Origin of the sequence: Streptomyces sp. NPDC053493, assembly GCF_044544825.1 — a bacterium.
In the GTDB taxonomy this organism is placed as follows: domain Bacteria; phylum Actinomycetota; class Actinomycetes; order Streptomycetales; family Streptomycetaceae; genus Streptomyces.
Genome location: NZ_JBITXS010000013.1, coordinates 61,821 through 82,251 on the forward strand (window position 1 = coordinate 61,821; position 20,431 = coordinate 82,251).

Consider the following 20,431-nt stretch of genomic DNA (forward strand, 5'->3'; position numbering starts at 1 on the left):
GGCCGGCCGGGCCTTTTCGCGCGTGCGCGCTGTCATATTCGAAGAACGATGAAGATCCGGATTCCGCGCGCGCCCGGTCTCGCGGCGCTGCTCACCGTCGTCGCCGTGTGCGCGGGCGACGCCGTCGCGACCACCTTCCCGTTCGGCCGGCACCGGCGCAGCGTCAACGACCTGGGCAACGAGTACCTGCCGTTCCACGCCCATCTCTGGGACCTGCTGCACGGGCGGGCCGACGGCGGGCTGCTGCTGAACTGGCAGTCGGGCTGGGGCACCAGCTTCCTGCCCGACCTCGGCACGTATCTGACCAGCCCGTTCGCCCCGCTCGTGGCGCTCTTCCCGCGCGCGGACCTGGCCTACGCGCTGTACGCGATCACCGTCTTGAAGATGGCGGTCGCGGCGGCCGCCATGGCCTGGGTGCTGCCGCGGGTGCGGCCGGCCGCCGACCCGCGGCTGTGGTGGGGCGCGGGGCTGCTCGGCGCCGCGTACGGGCTGTGCGGCTGGGCGGTCCTGGAGGCCGTCTACAACCCGATGTGGATGGACGGCCTGATCGCCTTCCCGCTGCTGTGCCTGGTGGGCGTGTGGGCACGGGAGGGCCGGCGGCCGCTGCTCGGGCCGCTGGTGGTCGCGGTGTGCTGGACCGCCAACTTCTACACCGCGTACATGGCGACGCTGGGCGCGGCACTGGTCCTGGTGGTCACGGCGCCGCGGGGCCGGGTGTGGCGGGTCATCCTGCGGGGCTCGGTGACCGTGCTCCTCGGGGTCGGGCTCGCGGCGCCGGTCCTGGTGCCGGTCTTCCTCGGCACCCGGTCGGCCTACCCGGGCGTCGTGCGGGACTTCGCGGCGGCGAGCGGGCCCGATCTGGCCGCCCGGCTGCTGCCGGTCACGTACGGCTTCTCCACTCCGGCGCTGTTCGTCTTCACGGCCGTGCCCGTGCTCGCCGCCTCGCTGCTGTTCCGCCGGGAGCGGCGCGCGTGGGTGTGGCCGGCGGTGGTCGCGGGCGTCGCGCTGTCGCTCCAGTGGGGCCCGACGCACCTGGTGTGGCACGTCTTCGCCACGCCGAACGGCAGCCCGTACCGCCAGACCTTCGTCCTGACGGGCGTGACGGTCCTCGCGGCGTGGGCGGCGCTCGCGGACGGACCGCCCACCCGGCGCTCGGTGCTCGGCGGCGTGGGCGTGGTCGGGCTGCTCGCGCTCGCGGCGCTCGGCAGCGAGGAGGCGACGGCCCTGGGCGGTGCGCTGTTCGCGGCGGCGCTCGCGGCCGTGGTCGCGGCCGTGTACGTACGGCGGAGCCGGCTGGTGGTCCTCCTGCTGGCCGGTGTGCTCGTGGCGCAGGCGTCGGCGACGACGGCGTGGGGCGACAAGGAGCGGCTCGCCCGCCTCGACGACTATCCGGCCTGGAGCGCCGCCGACGGCCGCCGGGCCGCCGCGCTCGCGAAGGCGGACGGCTGGCCCGCCTACCGCACCGACAGCGGCCGGCCGCAGACCACCGGCAACGAGCCGCTCCTGCTCGGCGGTCAGGGCGGCTCCTACTACAGCAGCCTCACGCCCGACGTCCTCACCCGCACCATGGCCGCGCTCGGCGCCGGCTGGACGTCGCGGGGCCGCAACCTGCAGAGCCTGGACAATCCCGTCGTCGACGCCCTCTTCGCGGTCGGCGCGCGCGGGCGGGACGGCAGGGTGGTCCGTACGGGCCCGGCGCTGCCGCTGGTCTCGCTCCGGCCTCCGGGCCCGGCGCCCCGGTACGGCCCGTCGGCCTTCCGCAACCAGGAACTCCTCCTCGGCGCGCGGGTGTACGAGCCTCCGGCGGCCGACGGCGCCTGCCGGGTCGGCACCGAGGTGTTCTTCTGGTCGCCCGACCACACCGGCACGGTCCGGCTCGGCGAGCGCACGGTCAGGCTCCGCGGGCAGCTCCAGAAGTGGCGGGCCGCGCTGGTGTCGCTGGGCGTCCAGAAGGTCCCGGGCCTGCGGCCCGAGGTCCCGCCGAAGGGCGAGCTCGCGTGTCTGGACCACACCCGGCTGCGGGCCGCCGTCGCCGCCCTCGGCGCCCTGGCGCCGGCCTCGGTCCAGGTCACGTCCACCGGCTTCCACGCCGTCCTGCGCCCCGGATCCGCCGGCACGCTCGTCCTGTCCGCGCCGGCCGTCCCGGGCTGGACCTGCGAGGGCCGCCAGGCCTCCTCCTACGGCGGCCTGGTCGCCGTCCCGGTCGACGCCGGCCGGCGGGAGGTCTCCTGCGCCTTCCGCCCGCCGGGCCTGAGCGCGGGACTCGGCACGGGCGGGGCGGCGGCGCTGCTCCTGGCCGGGTGGGTGGTCCTGCTCGCCCGGCGGCGGCGCGCCACGGGCGCGGCGGCCGGGCCCGGGCGGCCGGCTGCCGTACCGCCGGAGCCGGGCGGGACGAAGGCACCGGAGGCCCTTCCCGCCCGGTGACCCGGGCCGGCCGCCGTCACGGCCGCGGCGCCTGCGCGTGCGGCCGGTTCGCCCGAGGCGTCAGCCGAGCGGCAGGTCCAGGTGGGCCGGTCCGCTGTCGGGCGAGGTGATCGTCGTGGTGCTCCCGGCCACGCTCGCGGTCGAGTAGAGCTTGTCCCTGCTGGTGACGACCAGCATCAGACGGTGGTCGGCGGCCAGGTCGTAGCCGGCGGCCTGGAGCCGCCAGGTGACGGCCCGGTCCTGGCCGGGAGTCAGCTCCGGCAGGGTGAGCGGCTCGTGGGTGACGATGCGGGCGGTGCGGTCGGCGGCGACGTCGAACACGTACGCGACCAGGGTCGTGGCGGCGGCGGAGCTGCGCACGGTCAGACTGAGTTCGGGGACGCCGCGGATCCGGCGGGGCTCCGGGAGCGGGCCGCTGGTCCACACGGCGAGGTGCGAGCGGTCGAACTTGTCGGTGGGGTAGCTCTTCGGCTCGCCCCTCCACTCGGCCTGGCCGGTGACGAGGATGTCGTCGACGGCGGAGGCGTCGGTGAGCTCGCCGGCGGTGAACTCCCGCTTCCAGCCGGTGTCCGGCACGGTGGTCGCCAGACCGCCGTCCCGGCGGTCCTCGGCGCCCGAGGTGAGATACCAGCGTTCGGTGCGCCGCGTGACCTCCGCCCAGGAGGCGGCTTCCTCGCGCACGCCCGAGGCGCCGCCGGTGTGGGTGAACATGATCTGGCTGCTGACCGGCGCCCACGCGGAGACGCCGTTGTCGGCGCCCAGCAGATGGTGGTCCAGCCAGGCGAAGGCCTCCTCGACGGGCGTGTCGGTTCCGCCGGACGGGACGGTCAGTCCGGGGCCCTCGGGCGCGGCGTGGTCGCCGATCCACAGGTTGAGCCGCTTGGGCACGGTCAGCCGGTCGACGTGCTCGACGATCTGTCGGGCCGGGAACAGCGTCTCGTGCCAGGTGTGGGAGAAGAAGGTGGGCACGCCGCGGGCGTTGGTCAGGTCGGCGTACGAGGACGGCGAGCGCTCCTTGGCCCAGGCGACCACCTCGTCGAGGTTCCGGCCGTCCTCGAAGTCCTCCAGGAGCTGCCGGGTGGCCGGGTCGAACTTCCGCTCGGCGGGGCCGCCGGTGAAGCCGACCAGGGCCCTGACCAGCTCCCGGCGCCGGGTGTCGTACGCGGCGAGGCTGTCGGCCAGGTCGGCCCAGGTGCTCAGCGCCACGACGGCGTCCACGCGCGCCTCCGGGTCGTGCGCGGCGACGAGCTGGCCGATGCCGGAGCCGTACGACTCGCCCAGGAAGGCGATACGGCTGGGCGCGAAGTACTCGCAGGCGTAGTCGATGACGGTCGAGCCGTCGTACCGGTCGAGCGGACCGGCGACGTCGACGGTGCCGCCGGAGGTGAAGGGCGCGTCGACGTACCGGCCGTCGGCCACGGCCATGGTGTAGCCGATGCCGCGCGGGGTGTAGGCGAGCACGTGGCAGCCGCGCAGGGCCAGCCGGAGGTACGCGTACTCGAACAGCACCCAGCCGAAGGGCGTCCAGCCCGACGGCACGATGACCACGGGGCGGGGCTCGTCGCCCTTCAGCTTGATCGTGTGCGCCGACAGGCGCACTCCGTCGTGGGCGCAGATGCGGGGGAATCCGACGGTCGCCCGCTGCCGCACCTGGTCGGTCAGCTGCTGGAGTTCAGGAGTGAGCAGCGGCTGCGAGGCCATGCCGTTCAGCGTGGCCACCAGGGCCTCGGCGACGCCGACGGCGGCCGGGTCGACGGCCGAGGCCGAGCGGAAGATGCCCTGCTCGGCGACCCGGCGGGACTGTGCTGCGGTGACCGCGCCGATCGCCCGGCCCTCCTGCGGGTTGCTCACGAAACCTGTCCTCTCGCCGTCGTCCTTCTCGCGCGCTCGCGTGCTCTTGATCCTTTCCTCGGCCGTGGTCCACGGCACGGGCGTGCGGAAGCGCGCCCGCCCTGCCCCACACCTCCCACGCGCCCCCGGGAACGCGGAAGGGGCCGGCCCCGCCGGGCCGGCCCCTTCCGTGTGCGTTCGCGACGGCGCGTCAGGCCTTCTTGACCTCGTCCAGGCAGAGGACGAACTTGTCCGAGCCCAGCTGCTGCGCGAGCGCCGAGAGCTCCTCGCCGCACTTGTTGAGGTCGAAGGTGTTGTCGTGGACCTGGACGACCTTGAAGAGGTCCTTCTTGCCCGAGGCGCAGTCCTGGGTGTCGACCTTCGGGTCGTTCTCCGGGCCGCTGACGGTGACGCAGTCGCCGACCTTGGCGTGGACCGGGGCGTCGCCGGTGAGGTGCGGGAGGCCGACCTTCACCGCGACGGCGATGATCGCCAGCACGACGAAGCCGCCGATCTTCTTCAGCGCGCCGCCCTTCTTCTGCGGCGCGGGAGCGGGCGCGCCCGGGGCGGCGGCGAACGGGTCGGCGGGCTGCTGCGGAGGCGTGGTCATGAGGGATCCTTGAACGGCGACGACGTGGACATGATCGAACGCGCACGTTACACAGCGCGAATCGACCAAATCGGACCCTTCGCTTTTGTTACCGAATCAGATACGGACTCGTGACCCTGGCGAGGTGTCAGAGCACCGCCGTGCGGGCAGAAGGAATCCTTTCGGCGAGGCTCAGAAACCCCGTCCCATCTGCTGCTGGTGCTCCAGCGCCCGCCGCAGCTCGCCCGCGAGCGGGTGATACGGGCCGTATGTCCGTTCCACGTCGAACAGCAGCGTCCGCAACTCGCCCTGCCCCGCGGCGTGGTCACCGATCGCGAGCAGCAGGAGCCCGATCCGGTGCCGGATGTCGAAGGCGCGGGAGTCGCCTTCGTGGTACGGCAGCAGGGCGCGGTACTCCGCGAGCGCGCCGGACGGGTCGCCGAGCTGCTCCAGGCACAGGGCGGCGTCGTAGCGGTACTGGAGGGTCTGCGGATCCGCCGGACCCGCCTCCGCCGTACGGTCCTCGGCGAGGCGGCGCAGCTCGGGCAGCGCGCGACGGTACTGGCCGTCGTCCATCAGCGTCGACGCGTACTGCTTGCGCAGGATGCGGACGACCGGAGACCGCTCGCCGTGCTCCGCCGCGGCGGCCGGGAGGATGCCGCCGAGGATGTCCACGGCCTGGGTGAGCGATCCCTCGCCGAGCAGCCGCTTCACCTCGTCCACGGCCGCCGCCACGTCCGGCTTCGCCGGTGCGTGCGCGGGCGGCGGCGGCGCCACGGCCTGCGCCGACCGGTCGGGCCAGGGCGCGTGCGGCCGGCGGAAGGGCCGGGTCGGGTCGAGCGGGCCCGTGGGGCCCGGCGCGCCGCGCGCCGGCAGGAGCGGCAGCAGCAGCTCGTACACCTCCTGGGCGCCCGAGGGCCGGGCCTGCGGGTCCTTCGCCAGCAGCCGCAGCACGAGCGCCTCCAGGGCCTCGGGCACCTCGGGGCGCAGCCTGCGGACCGGGACGGGCGGCTCGTAGAGGTGGCGGTGCAGCACGCCGAGGGCGGTGGAGCCGGCGAAGGGCACGTTGCCGCTGAGGAGTTCGTGCAGCAGCACGCCGAGCGCGTAGAGATCGGTGTACGGGCCGACGGCACCGCCCATCGCCTGCTCGGGCGCCATGTAGGCCGGGCTGCCGATGGGCGAGCCCGTGTGGGTGAGGCGGGTGGTGTCGGTGTCGAGGACGGACGCCACGCCCAGGTCGAGCACGGTGACCGTGCCGTCGGGGCGGACCATCACGTTGCGCGGCTTGAGGTCGCGGTGCACGATCGGCACCGCGTGCACGGCGGCGAGGACGCCGCACAGCTGGGCGGCGACGGACACCGCCCAGGGCCAGGGATACGGCTCGTGCTCGGCGAGGTGGTCGGCGAGGTCGGCGCCCTCCACGTACTGCATCACCAGGTACAGGTCGTCGCCGTCGCTGCCCGCGTCGTGGACGGTGACCAGGCCCGGATGGCCGACCTGCGCGGTGACCCGGCACTCGCGCACGAAGCGGCGCCGCAGCTCGTCGGCGGCCGTGGCCGGGCCGCTGATGGCGGCGGGGCTGAGCAGCTTCACCGCGACCCGCCGGTCGAGCCGGCCGTCGTAGGCCGTCCACACCTGGCCCATTCCGCCCTGGCCGATCAGGGTGGCCAGTTCGTAACGCCCGCCGACGACCCGGCCGTTCACCGCCCGCCTTCCCTGGGGTCCTTGCGGAGCAGGTCGCTGAGCTCGTCGAGCTCGACACGGACCTGGTCGATGCGCGGGTTCGCGGGCGCGACGGGCTGCGGGTGAGGGTGGGGCTGGAGGTGGGGCTGGGGCCGTGCCTGGTGCGGGGGCTGCGGCTGGGCCTGGAGGTGGGGCTGGGGCTGCGGGTAGCCGTAGCCCTGGTGGTGGCGCGGGACCGTGGCCGCGTACGGGTGGTACGGCGAGAGCGGAGGCGGCGGCACGGCGCCGGGCGCGCCCGCCGCGCGCGTGTGGTCGTGGCGGATGTCCACGACCAGGAAGTACGCCGTGAACGCCACCGCGTTGAGCAGCACCATGCCGACGACCAGATCGCCCTTGAGGGACGTGTCGTTCTCGTCCGGCATCAGGATCAGGCCCGCCACGACGACCGCGACCGACAGCCCGAGCAGGATCCAGTCGAGCACCCGGCGGGTCAGCAGGCCGATCCGCAGCGCCGTCACCCAGGCGAGCAGGCCGAGACTGAGCAGCGGCAGCACGGCGAAGAGCACGCGCAGCACGATGACGGACGCCGGAACACCGCGCGGCGGTGGCGCGGGCTGCGGATAGCCGTGGCCGTACATTCCTGCTCCTGGTCACCTGAAGGGGCGCATCGCTGTCGGGGACGAGCGTATACACCGACTCCGACAGCCACCCAGGGGTTGTCCGGGCTCGCGGAGGTCAGGGCGCGACCGTGCCGTCGGCCAGGCCGTCGTACATGCCCTGCACCAGCTGCTCGCCGAGCCGGCCCGCGAGCCGCAGGGCCTCCTCGAACTCCGCGAGGGCCCGGAACCGGGCGCCGTAGCGTCGCTGTTCGGCGAGCGGGAGCCGCGGCAGCTGGAGCCGGCGGACGTCCAGCCGGGTGGCGGTGGAGGCGTAGGAGCTGGCCTGGCGGCTGTTGGCGGTGGCGCGCAGGAAACCGGCCAGGAACCACGGGTCGACGGCCGTCGGGTCGGGGCGCAGGAGGTGGACGTTGCGGCCGAGGGCGGCGCCCGTGGCGGCCGCGTCGACGACCCGGGCCACCGAGCCGCCGCCGAGGACCGGGACGACGACGTCTCCGGCGGCCAGCAGCACGGGCTCCTCGGCGGGGCCGTGGGGCGGGGCCTCGGGAAGGCTGCCGGAGGGCGCGTGGCCGGCGAGGACGTCGGTGTCGGTCAGGACGGGCACGACCGTCCCCGGGGCGGCCGCGCCGGTGCCTCCGGCGCGCAGGGTGAGCGCGCCGGCGCGGGCGAGTTCGCCGACCGTCGTCGAGGGCCAGCGGACGCCGCCGGCGGCCGCGCCGGAGTCGGCGGCGGGCGGCGGGGTCAGCTCGCGGGTGCGGCGCAGGGTCTCGGTGAGGCGTTCGCGCACACCGGCCAGCTGCGCCGCGCCCTCGGCGGCGGCGGGCGGCGGGAGGTGGCGGGCGGGGGCCAGGTCGACGTCGTCGTCGAGGAGTTCGACGACCGGGACCGAGCGGCTCGCGCCGGGCGCCCCGGCGATCGTGCCGTCCCGGTCGAAGGGCCGCCAGGCGGCCAGGACGGCGCTCTCGACGGCCGGCCAGTCGAGCCGGTCGCGGCCGCCGCCGGACACGCCCGCGCCCGCGCCGGGTGTCGGCTCGGACGCGGTGTCGACCAGGAGCAGTTCGGCCGGCGGGCGGGCGCCGGGAGCGGGCCTGCGCAGCACCCACAGGTGGAGCGGGATGCCGTACGGCGGCGCGGCGCCGGCCGGCAGGGCGACGACGGCCCGCAGGGCGCCGCGGCGCAGCAGGTCGGCGCGGATGCGGCGGCCGGAGCGGCGGGAGGCGGCGGCGGGCGGCATGAGCAGGACGGCGGTGCCGCCGGGGCGCAGCCGGGCCAGGGCGTGCTGGACCCAGGCGAGCTCGGATTCGGTACGGGCCGGGAAGCCGTACTCCCAGCGCGGGTCGTAGGCCAGCTCGTCGTGGCCCCAGTTGCGCTCGTTGAACGGCGGGTGGCACAGCACGGCGTCGGCGGCCAGGGCGGGGAAGGCGTCGGCGCGCAGGGTGTCGCCGGCGAGGACGCGGACGTCGACGGCGGTGTCGGTGGCGAGCGCGAGGCGCAGGGCGGTGAGCGCGGCCAGGTCGGGATCGGCGTCCTGTCCGTACACCGCGGTCGCGGCCGGCGGCGCGTCCGTGGCGGCGGCCGCGGTCGCCGCCGGGCCCGCCGGCGCCGCCGCGGCCGCCGCGCCGAGGAGGGAGCCGGTGCCGCAGGCCGGGTCGAGGACGGTGGTCGCCGGGCCGGCGAGGGCGGCCATGAGGGCGGCGGGGCCGGGCGGAGTGAGCGTGTACTGGCGCGGGTTGGCGTCCAGGTGCCGGCCGAGCAGGAACTCGAAGGCCTCGCGGGGGCTCGTCCCTTCGGCCAGCTCGGCGGCGCCGCGCAGCAGCGGAACGGACGGCAGGAGCGCGACGGCCGTGGGCGTGCGGACGGCGCGCTCGGCGCCGAAGCGCTCGGTCAGCGTCTCCTCCAGCGGCACCGGCAGCACCTCCGCGAGCCGCTCGCCGGGCGCGGCGGCGAGCGCGGGCCAGGCCGCCGCCCGCTCGCGTACGAGGAGGAGCGCGCAGCCCGCGTGCACGAGGGCGGTGACGGCGCCGGCGGGATGGCCGGCGATCTGCTGCCAGACGCGCTCGCCGAGCGGCACCTCGGCGAGTTTGCCCTGGGCGCGCAGCCAGGCCTCGACGTCGGCGAGGGCGAAGGACGGGCTGGTCTCGGTGCCGCCGACCGGCTTGGGGAAGTCGGCGTGCCGGCGGCGCCAGTTGCTCACGGCCGCCCGGCCGACCCCGGCGAGGCGGGCGATGCCCGCGGCGGTCACCTCTGCTGCGCTGTCCGGCACCTGCCGCTCCCCTCGTCGCGTCCGGCGTGACGTGTGACGTGTGGCCCGATCTTACTGACGAATGACGGCGACACCACTTCACAGCGTGAGCCGATCTGTTTTTCGTGAACGGTGTTGACTCGGTTCACAGGCTCTGCTGTGATTGATCCATCGCGCCAGACCATCTCACCGTCCGGGAGGACACACTCATGTCGTACGACACGCAGCTCCCGCACTCCCCCGCTCCCGTCGCGCTGCGCAACGGGCTCGGCACCACGGCCCTGATCCTCGGCATCATCGGCACGCTCTCGGGCTTCATCCCGCTGTTCTTCTGGCTGGCCGGCGTCCTCGGCCTGATCGCGCTGATCCTCGGCCTGGCCGGCAGAGGCCGCGTCAAGCGCGGCGAGGCGAACAACAAGGGAGTCGCGCTCACCGGCACGATCCTCGGCCTCGCGGCCCTGGTCCTCTCGGTGGTCGGCGCGGTCATCACGTTCACCGCCGTCAGCGGCGCCGTGGACGAGCTCGAGAAGATCGACAAGGGCCTCAAGGACTCCGCCCCGAAGAACCCGGGCGGCAAGGGCGGCAAGGGCGGCACGGTCAAGGCGCTCGCCGCCGGCGACTCCTCCGTCTACGACGACAAGCTGCAGGTCACCGTCTCCGCCGCCAAGCCGTACACGCCGAGCGAGTTCGCCGTCGGCCACACCAAGGGCAACAAGGCCTACCAGGTCACCGTCACCCTCGAGAACGGCGGCACGAAGGCCTTCGACAGCGTCCTGACGACGCTGACCGCCCGCGCCGGCGAGAAGGGCACCGAGGCCGAGCAGATCGCCGACGGCGACACGATCGGCGGCTTCAACGGCACCGTCCTGCCCGGCAAGAAGGCCACCGCGACCTTCGCCTTCGACGCCCCGGCCGACGCCAAGACCCTCACCGTCGAGGTCTCGCCCGGCCTGGACCACGACGCCTCGCAGTGGGAGCTGAAGATCGGCTGACCCGGCCCGTCCCCGCCGGCCCCCACTCCCCCGCCGGCCCTCGGTCCGCCGACGGCTCCCACACCCCCCGTACGGCTCGCACCGCCGCCGTACCGCCGCACCTCCCTCGTACGACCCGATCCCCCCTCGGAGAACCACCATGTCTGCCACCGCCCGCTTCCGCCGCTCCGCCCTCGCCGCCGCCGGCCTGTGCGCCGTCGTCGCGCTCGGCGCGACCGCCTGCGGCCCCTTCTCGGACTCCGGCTCGGACTCCGGCTCGGACTCCGGCTCGCACTCCGGCTCCAGTGGCTCCCCGAAGCCCGCCGGCCCCTTCGCGGGGATGAGCGCGGCCCAGATCGTCGACAAGGCGGTCGCCACCACGAAGAGCGCCAAATCCCTCACGCTGGACCTCGACACGAAGACCACCGACGGGCCGGTCAAGGGCTCCCTGTCCACCGATGTGCAGGGGCAGTGCGCCGGGACGATGACCCTCGGTGCGACGGGCAGCGCCGACCTGGTCCGGCCCGCCGGCAAGGCCGTCTACCTCCGCTTCGACGAGGCGTTCCTGAAGGAGCAGGCCAAGGGCGAGGCGCCGGAGGTCCAGGCGGAGGTGATGCGGCAGCTCAAGGGCCGCTGGGTGAAGACCGACGCCAAGGACCCGGACGCCAAGGACATCCTCGACATGTGCGACCTGAAGGCGCTGCTCGCCGACTTCGAGCAGGACACCGCGGGCGCGGTGAAGGGCTCCGAGACCACGGTCGAGGGCCGGAAGGCGCTGACGCTGTCGATCGACTACCGGGGCGGCGAGAAGGACACGTTCTACGTGGCGACGGAGGGCGCGCCGCATCTGCTGCGGATCGTGACGACCGGCGGCAAGGAGCCGGGCACGGTCACGTTCTCGGACTACGACAAGCCGGTGGCGGCGAAGACGCCGCCGAAGAAGGACGTCGTGGACGCGAAGACCCTCGGCTGACGGCCGCGGGACAAGGACACGCAGGGCGTGCGGGCCACCGGAGGGGGGCGGCCCGCACGCCCTGCGCCCGTCTCAGTCGGTGCGGTGGCGGACCCAGACGTTCGGCTCGACGTACACCGCGTAGCCGCCGCGGGTGTCGCAGTGGACCGGCACCAGGGCGCGCTCGACGTGCACCGGGCCGTCGGTGTCGAAGGCCGCGCCGGTCCATCGGCGCCACTGCTCGACGGACCCGGAGACCGTCATCGAGGCCGGCGCGACCTTCTCCACGCGGCCGCCCGCGCGGACGTGGACGCGCAGCCACGGGTCGTGCGGCAGCCCGTCCGACGCGCGGGTACGGAAGGCGTACTCGTGGATCGAGGCCTCGGGCTCCAGGTGCTTGGCGTTGGGACGCACCGGTGCCACCAGCTCGGAGAAGCCGAGGCGGCGGGCGTTGGCGCGCATCTCGGCCAGCATGCGTCCGGAGAGGCCCTGGCCGAGGGCGCTGTTGTCCACGGTGATCTCGATGGCGCTGACGGTGTCGGGCGTGCGCCCGTGCCGCAAGTCGGAGAACGCCCAGAGCAGGACCTGGTCCCAGCCGGTGTCGGGCAGTTCGCCGCGGCCGGCGGCCTGGAGCTGGAAGGGAACGCTGAGCGCGCGGGCGACGAGCGGCGCGTCGGGGCCGCTGCCGTCGGTGGCGACGAGGACGTACTCGGGGAACTCGACGACGATCCGGCCGATGTTGGCCCAGCCGACCGGGTCGTACATCAGGAACTCCGGCCAGAGGTCCTTCATCTGATAGAGCCGGGCGGCGTACTCGGGGCGCTCGGCGAGGGTCGTGACGTGGAGATCCATGCGGCCGAGGCTAAGCGGCCGCCGCCGGAACGCGGAAACGATTATCCGCAGGTGCGGGGCCCGCGGACGAGCGCGGGCCCGCGATCCGACCCCGGTTCACGGCCGCGCCGCGGCGAGCGCCGCGTCGCCGAAGGCCCGTACGCGGGCGGTGGCGCCGTCGGCGAGCCGGACCAGGCCCCACTCCACCGGTGCGGCGTCCTCGAACGGCACGTAGACCACGTCCGGCCGGGCGTGGTAGCGCCTCGTGTGGGCGCCGACCGTGCACACGCCCTCGCCCGCGCCGACGAGTGTCAGCATCTCGTCGACCGTCGTCGCCGACGGGCCGTGCGTGACCGGCCGCCCCGCCGGTGTACGGCTCGGCGCGCGGTCCTCGCGGAGGGACCGGGGCAGCGTCTCGGGCATCCGCAGCACGGTCACCCGGGCCAGGTCCTCCACGGAGACGGTGGCCCGGCGGGCGAACGGATGCTCCGCCGGCACGGCGAGCATCCGGGCCTCCCGCACCAGCACCGGCCCCGCCACCAGGCCCTGTTCGCGCATCGGAAGACCGGTCAGCGCGAGGTCCGCCTCGCCGTCGCGCAGCCACGGCACGACCTCCGCCGGCCGGGCCTCACGGATCTCCACCGCGCACTCGGGGTGCCGCTCGCGGAACGCCTGCGCGGCGCCGACCAGCAACTGCCCGGCCGCGGGCCCGGTGAACGCCACGCGCAGCAGCCCGGTCAGGCCGCGTCCGGCCTCGACGGCCCGGGCGACCGCGTCGGTGATCCGGTCCCAGGCGGGCCGCGTCTCCTCGTACAACCGCCGTCCCGTCGCCGACAGTTCCACCCGGCGGCTCGTGCGGTGGAAGAGCGGCACACCGATGCGGCGCTCCAGTTTGGCGATCGTCTGGCTGACCCGGGCCGTGGACACGCGCAGCCGCTCGGCGGTGCGGCCGAAGTGCAGTTCCTCGGCGAGTGTCAGGAACGCCTCCAGCTCGTGCCGCTCCAGCATGTCTCGTTCACCTCCGTCGTCAAGCGAGGCTTCACGAACGTTGCGCAGGTGCTCGTTGATGCCCCTGTCGGCCCGCAGCAGGATCGAAGGCGTCGGAACACCGCCTGACCTGCACCGTCACACCGTCACAGGAGAACATCATGTACGTCACCCATGACCGCGCGCTGGCCGCCCCCGCCCACGACAGCGCGGCGACGGTCGCGGAGCTCCGGGACCGGGTGGAGATCGTCGACGCGCTCCACCGCTTCGCCCTCGGCCAGGACCTCAAGGACGCGGACCTGTTCGCCTCGGCCTTCACCGCCGACGCCGAGCTGGACTTCCGTCCGGCCGCGGCCAGGTGGGGCGCCGAGCCGCCGCTGATGTCCGGGCGCGACACCATCGTGTCCACCGTCCTCGGCCTGTTCACCGGCCGGGTCGACACCACCCACCAGGTCACCAACGCCCGGATCGCCGTCGACGGCGACACCGCCCGCCTCACCGCCCTGGTGGAGGCCCAGCATCTGCTCAGCGCCGACCGCACCCGGCACGCGCTGCTGAAGAACCCCTACGACGTGGAACTGGTCCGCGACGGCGGGCGCTGGCTCATCCGCAGGCTCGTCATCGACAACACCTGGTACGTCGGCGACCCGGCGGCCGTCTTCGGCTGACACCCGAACCGGCCGTCCCACCAGGTCACTTGAGGAAGTCCGGCGGGCGGGGCGAGTCGGGCCGCGCCGCGGGTCGCCGGCGCCCGGCGGCGCGCTCAGATCTTGCCGATGCCCAGCGTGTTCTCCGAGGGCAGCAGGCCCGAGCCGATGATCGTGAGCCACAGGCCGCCCACGAGGGCGTCGAGCCGGGCGGTGGCGTCGGGGCCGAGGGCGATCCAGGGGCCGGCGGCGAGTTCGTCGGTGCGGCGCTCGACCTCGGCGCGCAGCGCGCGGCCCGCGTCGGTGGCGGTGCCGTCGGCGTGGACCAGGCCGCGGGCGGCGAGCCGGTCGCGGGCGGCGGCCCACTCCCGCGGGTCCCAGCCCCGGCTCTCGAACGTGGCCTCGGCGGCCGCGCCGACCGCGGCGAAGGAGACGAGCGACTCGACCGGGTCCAGGCCGGCCTCCCTGAGCGCGACGAGGTGCCCGTCGCCGCGGTGCTCGCGCAGGATCGTCGCGGCCTGCCAGAGCACGAGGTGCGGGGCCTCGGGCCAGGGCAGGGCGGCGTGGGCGGCGGCCAGGGGGCGGCCGGCGAGGTCGGCCGCCTCGGCGGCGCGGCGGGCGAGGGCGGCGGCCTCGGCGAGTTCGGGGCTCGTGAGGACGTCGTCGCCGAGCAGCGCGCGGTAGGTGGCGTCGACGGCGCGCAGCCGGGCGGCGAGCACGTCGGCCGGGGCGGCGACGTCCCAGGCGGCGGGAACGTGCCGGGCGACCTTGGCGGGGCTGAAGCTGTAGAAGGCGGAGGCGACGCGGTCGGCGTCGACCGGGCCGAGGGCCGCGGCGCGCCAGGCGAAGTAGCTGGGCCAGCGCTCGGTCACGTCGTAGCCGAGGGCGGCGGCCTCGGCGAAGACCTCGGGCGCGTAGTAGATCACGGAGTGCAGCGGCTCGATCAGGTGCCACATCTGGCGGACGCGGGCGGGCTCGACGGTCAGGGTCTCGGCGGTCACGGCTTTCCTCCTCCGGCTCACTATCTTGTCACCGACAAGATTGCTCCCGTCCGTCGAACTTGTCAATGCCTAGATTCCGCGTACGCTGCTGCCATGACCACTCGGCGCACCTATCACCACGGCGACCTGCGGCAGGCCGTCCTCGCCGCCGCCCTCGACGTCATCGCCGCCGACGGCCCCGGCGCGCTCAGCCTGCGCGACCTCGCGCGCCGCGCCGGCGTCTCGCACGCCGCCCCGGCCCACCACTTCAAGGACCGCACCGGACTGCTCACCGCGATCGCCGCCCAGGGCTACGAACTGCTCGCCGAGGCCCTCACGGGCGCGCCGGACCTGCGCGAACGCGGCGTGCGGTACGTACGGTTCGCGGCCGCGCATCCCGCGCACTTCCAGGTGATGTTCCGGCCCGACCTGCACCACGCCGACGACCCGGAGCTGCTCGCCGCCCGCGAACGGGCCTCCGTCGAACTGCGGGCCGGCGTCACCGCCCTCGGGCCCGGCACCGCCGCCCCGCGCGACACCGGCATCGCCGCCTGGTCCCTCGCCCACGGCTTCGCGACCCTGCTGCTCACCCACAACCTGGACGCCCCGCTGGACGGCCGGGACCCGGGCGAGGTCTTCCGCGCCCTGACCGGACTGCTCGGTTCCGCTCAACTCGCCGACGCCACAGGGGAATAGCCCGGACCGCACCCGACTTGATCATGTCGCGCGCACAGGAACGACCACGGACCCGGCAGGGTCCGGGCACAGCACACGACAACGGGCGGAACACATGAAGACCACCAGCACGCTCCGGCGCGCGGGCATCACCCTGCTCGCCGCGACCACCCTCACCGCGATCCCCACCGCCGCCACGGCCGACCCGTCGCACGGCGCGCGGGCCGCCGGATGGCACGGCGCCTGGGCCGCCTCGCCGCAGTCGGCGACCGCCCCCTTCGCGCCCAACTGGTCGCAGACCGGCTTCGCCGACCAGACCGTCCGCCAGACCGTGCGCGTCACCGCCGGCGGCACCCGGGCCCGCATCGAGCTGTCCAACCGCTACGGCTCCACGCCGCTGAAGGTCACCGGCGCGACCGTCGCCCGCGCCGCCGAGGGCGGCGCGGTGCGGCCGGGTTCGGTCCGCACGCTCACCTTCGGCGGCCGCGACTCGGTCACCGTGCCCGCGGGCGGCACCCTCATCAGCGACGGCGTCCCGTTCCGTACGACGGCCCTCGAACCGGTCACCGTCACCCTCTACCTCGCCGGTCCGACCGGCCCCGCCACCTTCCACCACATGGCCGCCGCCACCAGCTACCGGGCCGCGGGCGACCACCGCGCCGACACCGCCGGCACGGCCTTCACCGAGACCAGCGGCTCCTGGTACTACCTCTCCGGCGTCGAGGTCTCCGGCGGCCCGCGCACCGCCCGCCGGGACGGCATCGTCGCCTTCGGCGACTCCATCACCGACGGCGTCGGCTCCACCACCGACGCCGACAACCGCTATCCCGACGAGCTGGCCGAGCGCCTCGCCGCCACCGGCCGGCCCCGCGCCGTGCTCAACCACGGCATCGGCGGCAACGAGGTCACCAACGACACCACCTGGGCGGGCGAGAAGGCCGTCGCCCGCTTCAAGAAGGACGTGCTCACCGAGAAGGGCGTGGGCACCGTGATCCTCCTGGAGGGCATCAACGACATCGGCGGCAGCGGCCCGGCCTTCCCCGGCGGCCCGACGCCCGAGGTCTCCGTCAACCAGCTCATCGAGGGCCACCGCACCCTCATACGCCAGGCCCACGCCCACGGCATCAAGGTCGTCGGCGCCACGCTCACCCCGATCAAGGGCTCCTTCTACTTCACACCGGAGAACGAGGCCAAGCGGGAGGCCTTCAACGCCTGGGTCCGCACCTCGGGCGCCTACGACTCCGTGGTCGACTTCGACCGCGCCGTCGCCGACCCGTCCGACCCGGACCGCATCCTGCCCGCCTACGACTCCGGGGACCACCTGCACCCGGGCGACGCGGGCTACCGCGCGATGGCCGAGGCACTGGACGTCGACCGGCTGTGACGCCCTCCTTCCCTCCCGGTCCGGCCGATCCGCCGGACCGGGAGGGAAGGCCGGATCACGAACCGAGGATCTCCGCGAGGAACTCGCCCGTCCACGCCAGCAGTTCGCGGCCCACCACCGGCTTGCCGCCGATCTTGCCGGTCGTCGGACGCGGCACCAGGATCTGGTGCACGGCCGGCTTGATGACCGTGCGCGGGTGGAGCCGCTTCAGACGCAGCTCCTGCGACTCGCGCAACTCCACCGGCGCGAAACGGATGTTGGGCCCCTGCAGGACGATCTCGCCGACACCGCAGGCGCGGGCCAGCATCCGCAGGCCGGCCACCAGGAGCAGGTTCTCCACCGGCTCCGGCAGCTTGCCGTAGCGGTCGGTGAGCTCCTCGCGCACCGCCTTGACGTCCTCCTCCGAGTTGGCCGAGGCGATGGCCCGGTAGGCCTGCAGGCGCAGCCGCTCGCCCGGCGCGTAGTCGTGCGGGACGTGCGCGTCGACCGGAAGCTCGATCTTGACCTCCAGCGGCGGCTCCTCCTCCACACCGCCCTCCAGCGAGGCCCGGTAGTCGGCGACGGCCTCGCCGACCATCCGCACGTACAGGTCGAAGCCGACGCCCGCGATGTGCCCGGACTGCTCGCCGCCGAGCAGATTGCCCGCGCCGCGGATCTCCAGGTCCTTCATCGCCACGTACATGCCGGCGCCCATCTCGGTGTGCTGGGCGATCGTCGCCAGCCGCTCGTGGGCGGTCTCCGTCAGCGGCTTCTCCGGCGGATAGAGGAAGTACGCGTAACCGCGCTCGCGGCCACGGCCGACCCGGCCGCGCAGCTGGTGCAGCTGCGACAGGCCGAAGTTGTCGCCGCGCTCCACGATCAGCGTGTTGGCGTTGGAGATGTCAATGCCGGACTCGACGATCGTCGTCGACACCAGCACGTCGAACTTCTTCTCCCAGAAGTCGACCACGACCTGCTCCAAGGCCTGCTCCGACATCTGGCCGTGCGCGGTCGCGATCCGCGCCTCCGGGACGATCTCCCGCAGCCTCGCCGCCGCCCGGTCGATCGACTCGACCCGGTTGTGGATGTAGAAGACCTGGCCCTCGCGCAGCAGCTCGCGGCGGATGGCCGCACCGATCTGCTTCTCCTCGTACGGGCCGACGAAGGTCAGGACCGGGTGCCGCTCCTCCGGCGGCGTGGTGATCGTCGACATCTCGCGGATGCCCGTCACCGCCATCTCCAGCGTGCGCGGGATCGGCGTCGCGGACATGGTCAGGACGTCCACGTTGGCGCGGAGCTTCTTCAGCTGCTCCTTGTGCTCGACGCCGAAGCGCTGCTCCTCGTCGACGATGACCAGACCCAGGTCCTTGAACTTGGTCTCGGACGAGAACAGGCGGTGGGTGCCGATGACGACGTCGACCGCGCCGTCCTTCAGGCCCTCCAGCGTCGCCTTCGCCTCGGTGTCGGTCTGGAAGCGGGACAGGGCGCGCACGTTGACCGGGAACTGCGAGTAACGCTCGGAGAAGGTGCCGAAGTGCTGCTGCACCAGGAGCGTCGTCGGGACGAGCACGGCGACCTGCTTGCCGTCCTGGACGGCCTTGAAGGCCGCCCGTACCGCGATCTCCGTCTTGCCGTAGCCGACGTCGCCGCAGATCAGCCGGTCCATCGGGACCGTCTTCTCCATGTCCTCCTTCACCTCGGCGATCGTCGACAGCTGGTCGGGCGTCTCCGCGTACGGGAAGGCGTCCTCCAGCTCGCGCTGCCAGGGCGTGTCCGGGGCGAAGGCATGGCCGGGAGCCGCCATCCGGGCGCTGTAGAGCTTGATCAGGTCGGCGGCGATCTCCTTGACCGCCTTCTTCGCCCGCGCCTTCGTCTTCGTCCAGTCCGCGCCGCCGAGCCGGTGCAGGGTCGGGGCCTCGCCGCCCACGTACTTGGTGACCTGCTCCAGCTGGTCGGTCGGGATGTAGAGCCGGTCGCCGGGCTGGCCGCGCTTGGCCGGCGCGTACTCCACGAGCAGGTACTCGCGGGTCGCGCCCTGCACCGTCCGCTGCACCATCTCGATGTAGCGGCCGACGCCGTGCTGCTCGTGCACGATGTAGTCGCCGGCCTCAAGCGTCAGCGGGTCGATCGTCTTGCGCCGCTTGGCCGGCATCCTCTGGCCGTCCTTGCCGGCCGCCTTCTGCCCGGACAGGTCGGTCTCGGTCAGCACGGCGAGCTTGAGCGCCGGGTCGACGAAGCCGTAGTCGATCGCGCCGCACGCGACGTGCACGACGGACGGGGCGATCTGCTTCAGGTCGCCGTCGAGACGGGCGGCGATGCCCTCGCCGCCGAGCACCTCCACGGTGCGGGAGGCCGGGCCGTGCGCCTCCGTCACGTACACCGTGCGCCAGCCGTCGGCCAGCCAGCCCTTGGTGTCGGCGAGCGCGCGGGCGGTGTCGCCGCGATACGTCTCGGGCGCGTGCATGCCCAGCTTCAGGGTGTCGCCCGCGTCGTCGCCGGCCGTCTCGTCGGCGGCGAACGGCGACACCGACCACCACATGATCCCGAGCTCGCGCGCCCGGTCCCGGACGTCGGCGATGCCCCACAGCGAGGCCGCGCCGACGTCGATCGGCGCCTCGCCGCCGCCGGCCGTGGCGGCCCAGGAGGCCTGCAGGAACTCCTGCGAGGTCGCCACCAGGTCCGCGGCCCGCGTGCGGACCCGCTCCGGGTCGCAGACCACGGCCATCGAGCCCTTCGGCAGCACGTCGAGGAGCAGCTCCATGTCGTCGACGAGCACCGGCGCGAGGGACTCCATGCCCTCGACGGCGATGCCCTCGGCGATCTTGCCGAGCAGCTCGCCGAGCTCCGGATGCCGCTCGGCGAGCACGGCGGCCCGCTCCCGCACCTCGTCGGTGAGCAGCAGCTCCCGGCAGGGCGGCGCCCACAGGCCGTGCTCGGCGACCTCCAGCGACCGCTGGTCGGCGACCTTGAAGTAGCGGATCTCCTCGACGTCGTCGCCCCAGAACTCGATGCGGAGCGGATGCTCCTCGGTCGGCGGGAAGACGTCCAGGATGCCGCCGCGCACGGCGAACTCGCCGCGCTTCTCCACGAGCTCCACCCGGGAGTACGCGGCGGCCGCCAGGCCCGCGACGATCTCCTCCAGATCGGCGCTCTGGCCGCTCCTGAGCGCCACCGGCTCCAGGTCGCCCAGGCCCTTGACCTGCGGCTGGAGCACGGAGCGGATCGGCGCGACGACCACGCTGACCGGGCCGGCAGCCGGGTCGTCGTCCCGCGGGTGGGCGAGCCGGCGAAGGACCGCGAGCCGGCGTCCGACGGTGTCGGAGCGCGGCGAGAGCCGCTCGTGCGGCAGCGTCTCCCAGGAGGGGTAGTCGACGACGGTGTCCGGGTCGAGGAGCGAGCGCAGGGCGGCGGCCAGGTCCTCGGCCTCCCGCCCGGTGGCGGTCACCGCGAGCACCGGCCGGCCCGCCTCGCGGGCGAGGGCGGCGACGGCGAAGGGCCGGGCCGCGGGCGGCCCGACCAGGTCGACGTGCATCCGGTTCCCGTCGCGGGCGGCGGCCACCGCTTCGGCGAGGGCCGCGTCTTCGACGACGACGTCAAGCAGACCGTGCAGGCTCATGGAAGGTCCATCCCGGCGGAGGTG

15 protein-coding genes are annotated in these 20,431 nt (G+C 74.3%); 6 read left to right on the forward strand and 9 right to left on the reverse strand.

The genetic code is table 11. The features are described 5' to 3' along the window. The first annotated feature begins 48 nt into the window (after window positions 1-48). Entirely contained in the window at window positions 49-2,424 is a 2,376-nt protein-coding gene (locus ACIGO8_RS29470) for a YfhO family protein (RefSeq protein ID WP_399736979.1), read from the forward strand. A gap of 60 nt (window positions 2,425-2,484) precedes the next feature. Here the strand turns inward: ACIGO8_RS29470 and ACIGO8_RS29475 are convergent, their stop codons facing one another. From ACIGO8_RS29475 to ACIGO8_RS29495, 5 genes are all read right to left on the reverse strand, one after another. Next, window positions 2,485-4,275, reverse strand: coding sequence for a CocE/NonD family hydrolase (locus ACIGO8_RS29475; RefSeq protein WP_399736981.1), 1,791 nt, complete (start codon window positions 4,273-4,275; stop codon window positions 2,485-2,487). A gap of 190 nt (window positions 4,276-4,465) precedes the next feature. Next, a complete protein-coding gene (locus tag ACIGO8_RS29480; protein ID WP_399736983.1) occupies window positions 4,466-4,864 on the reverse strand; it encodes a hypothetical protein in 399 nt (132 codons plus the stop codon). Between the two features lie 171 nt (window positions 4,865-5,035). Further along, window positions 5,036-6,547: a protein kinase gene (locus ACIGO8_RS29485; protein ID WP_399736985.1), complete on the reverse strand. Its 1,512-nt coding sequence runs from the start codon at window positions 6,545-6,547 to the stop codon at window positions 5,036-5,038. Then, window positions 6,544-7,164, reverse strand: a complete 621-nt coding sequence (locus ACIGO8_RS29490) for a hypothetical protein (RefSeq protein WP_399736987.1) — start codon at window positions 7,162-7,164, stop codon at window positions 6,544-6,546. Before ACIGO8_RS29490 ends, ACIGO8_RS29485 begins: the two co-directional genes overlap by 4 nt. A gap of 97 nt (window positions 7,165-7,261) precedes the next feature. Continuing rightward, window positions 7,262-9,406, reverse strand: coding sequence for an N-6 DNA methylase (locus tag ACIGO8_RS29495; protein ID WP_399736989.1), 2,145 nt, complete (start codon window positions 9,404-9,406; stop codon window positions 7,262-7,264). A gap of 188 nt (window positions 9,407-9,594) precedes the next feature. On the opposite strand from ACIGO8_RS29495, the gene ACIGO8_RS29500 reads away from it, so the two are divergent. Together ACIGO8_RS29500 and ACIGO8_RS29505 are read left to right on the forward strand one after the other, a co-directional pair. Next, window positions 9,595-10,377 carry a DUF4352 domain-containing protein gene (locus ACIGO8_RS29500; protein ID WP_399736991.1) on the forward strand — a complete coding sequence of 261 codons (783 nt, stop codon included), beginning with the start codon at window positions 9,595-9,597 and terminating at the stop codon, window positions 10,375-10,377. A gap of 139 nt (window positions 10,378-10,516) precedes the next feature. Further along, window positions 10,517-11,329 carry a hypothetical protein gene (locus ACIGO8_RS29505; RefSeq protein WP_399736993.1) on the forward strand — a complete coding sequence of 271 codons (813 nt, stop codon included), beginning with the start codon at window positions 10,517-10,519 and terminating at the stop codon, window positions 11,327-11,329. Between the two features lie 72 nt (window positions 11,330-11,401). Here the strand turns inward: ACIGO8_RS29505 and ACIGO8_RS29510 are convergent, their stop codons facing one another. Both ACIGO8_RS29510 and ACIGO8_RS29515 read right to left on the reverse strand, forming a co-directional pair. Further along, on the reverse strand, window positions 11,402-12,160 hold the full coding sequence (locus tag ACIGO8_RS29510) for an N-acetyltransferase (protein ID WP_399736995.1): 759 nt from the start codon (window positions 12,158-12,160) through the stop codon (window positions 11,402-11,404). Window positions 12,161-12,256: 96 nt separating this feature from the next. Then, window positions 12,257-13,147, reverse strand: coding sequence for a LysR family transcriptional regulator (locus tag ACIGO8_RS29515; protein WP_399736997.1), 891 nt, complete (start codon window positions 13,145-13,147; stop codon window positions 12,257-12,259). A 140-nt stretch (window positions 13,148-13,287) separates the two neighbouring features. Between ACIGO8_RS29515 and ACIGO8_RS29520 the strand changes: the two genes are divergently transcribed. Then, window positions 13,288-13,794: a nuclear transport factor 2 family protein gene (locus tag ACIGO8_RS29520; RefSeq protein ID WP_399736999.1), complete on the forward strand. Its 507-nt coding sequence runs from the start codon at window positions 13,288-13,290 to the stop codon at window positions 13,792-13,794. A 95-nt stretch (window positions 13,795-13,889) separates the two neighbouring features. Here ACIGO8_RS29520 and ACIGO8_RS29525 read toward each other — a convergent pair whose 3' ends face one another. Next, window positions 13,890-14,729 carry a hypothetical protein gene (locus ACIGO8_RS29525; RefSeq protein ID WP_399737143.1) on the reverse strand — a complete coding sequence of 280 codons (840 nt, stop codon included), beginning with the start codon at window positions 14,727-14,729 and terminating at the stop codon, window positions 13,890-13,892. Window positions 14,730-14,867: 138 nt separating this feature from the next. On the opposite strand from ACIGO8_RS29525, the gene ACIGO8_RS29530 reads away from it, so the two are divergent. Both ACIGO8_RS29530 and ACIGO8_RS29535 read left to right on the forward strand, forming a co-directional pair. Further along, a complete protein-coding gene (locus tag ACIGO8_RS29530) occupies window positions 14,868-15,449 on the forward strand; it encodes a TetR/AcrR family transcriptional regulator (protein ID WP_399737001.1) in 582 nt (193 codons plus the stop codon). Between the two features lie 94 nt (window positions 15,450-15,543). Continuing rightward, entirely contained in the window at window positions 15,544-16,812 is a 1,269-nt protein-coding gene (locus ACIGO8_RS29535; protein ID WP_399737003.1) for an SGNH/GDSL hydrolase family protein, read from the forward strand. A gap of 55 nt (window positions 16,813-16,867) precedes the next feature. Here the strand turns inward: ACIGO8_RS29535 and mfd are convergent, their stop codons facing one another. Next, window positions 16,868-20,407, reverse strand: coding sequence for a transcription-repair coupling factor (mfd, locus tag ACIGO8_RS29540; protein WP_399737005.1), 3,540 nt, complete (start codon window positions 20,405-20,407; stop codon window positions 16,868-16,870). Window positions 20,408-20,431 lie beyond the last annotated feature (24 nt).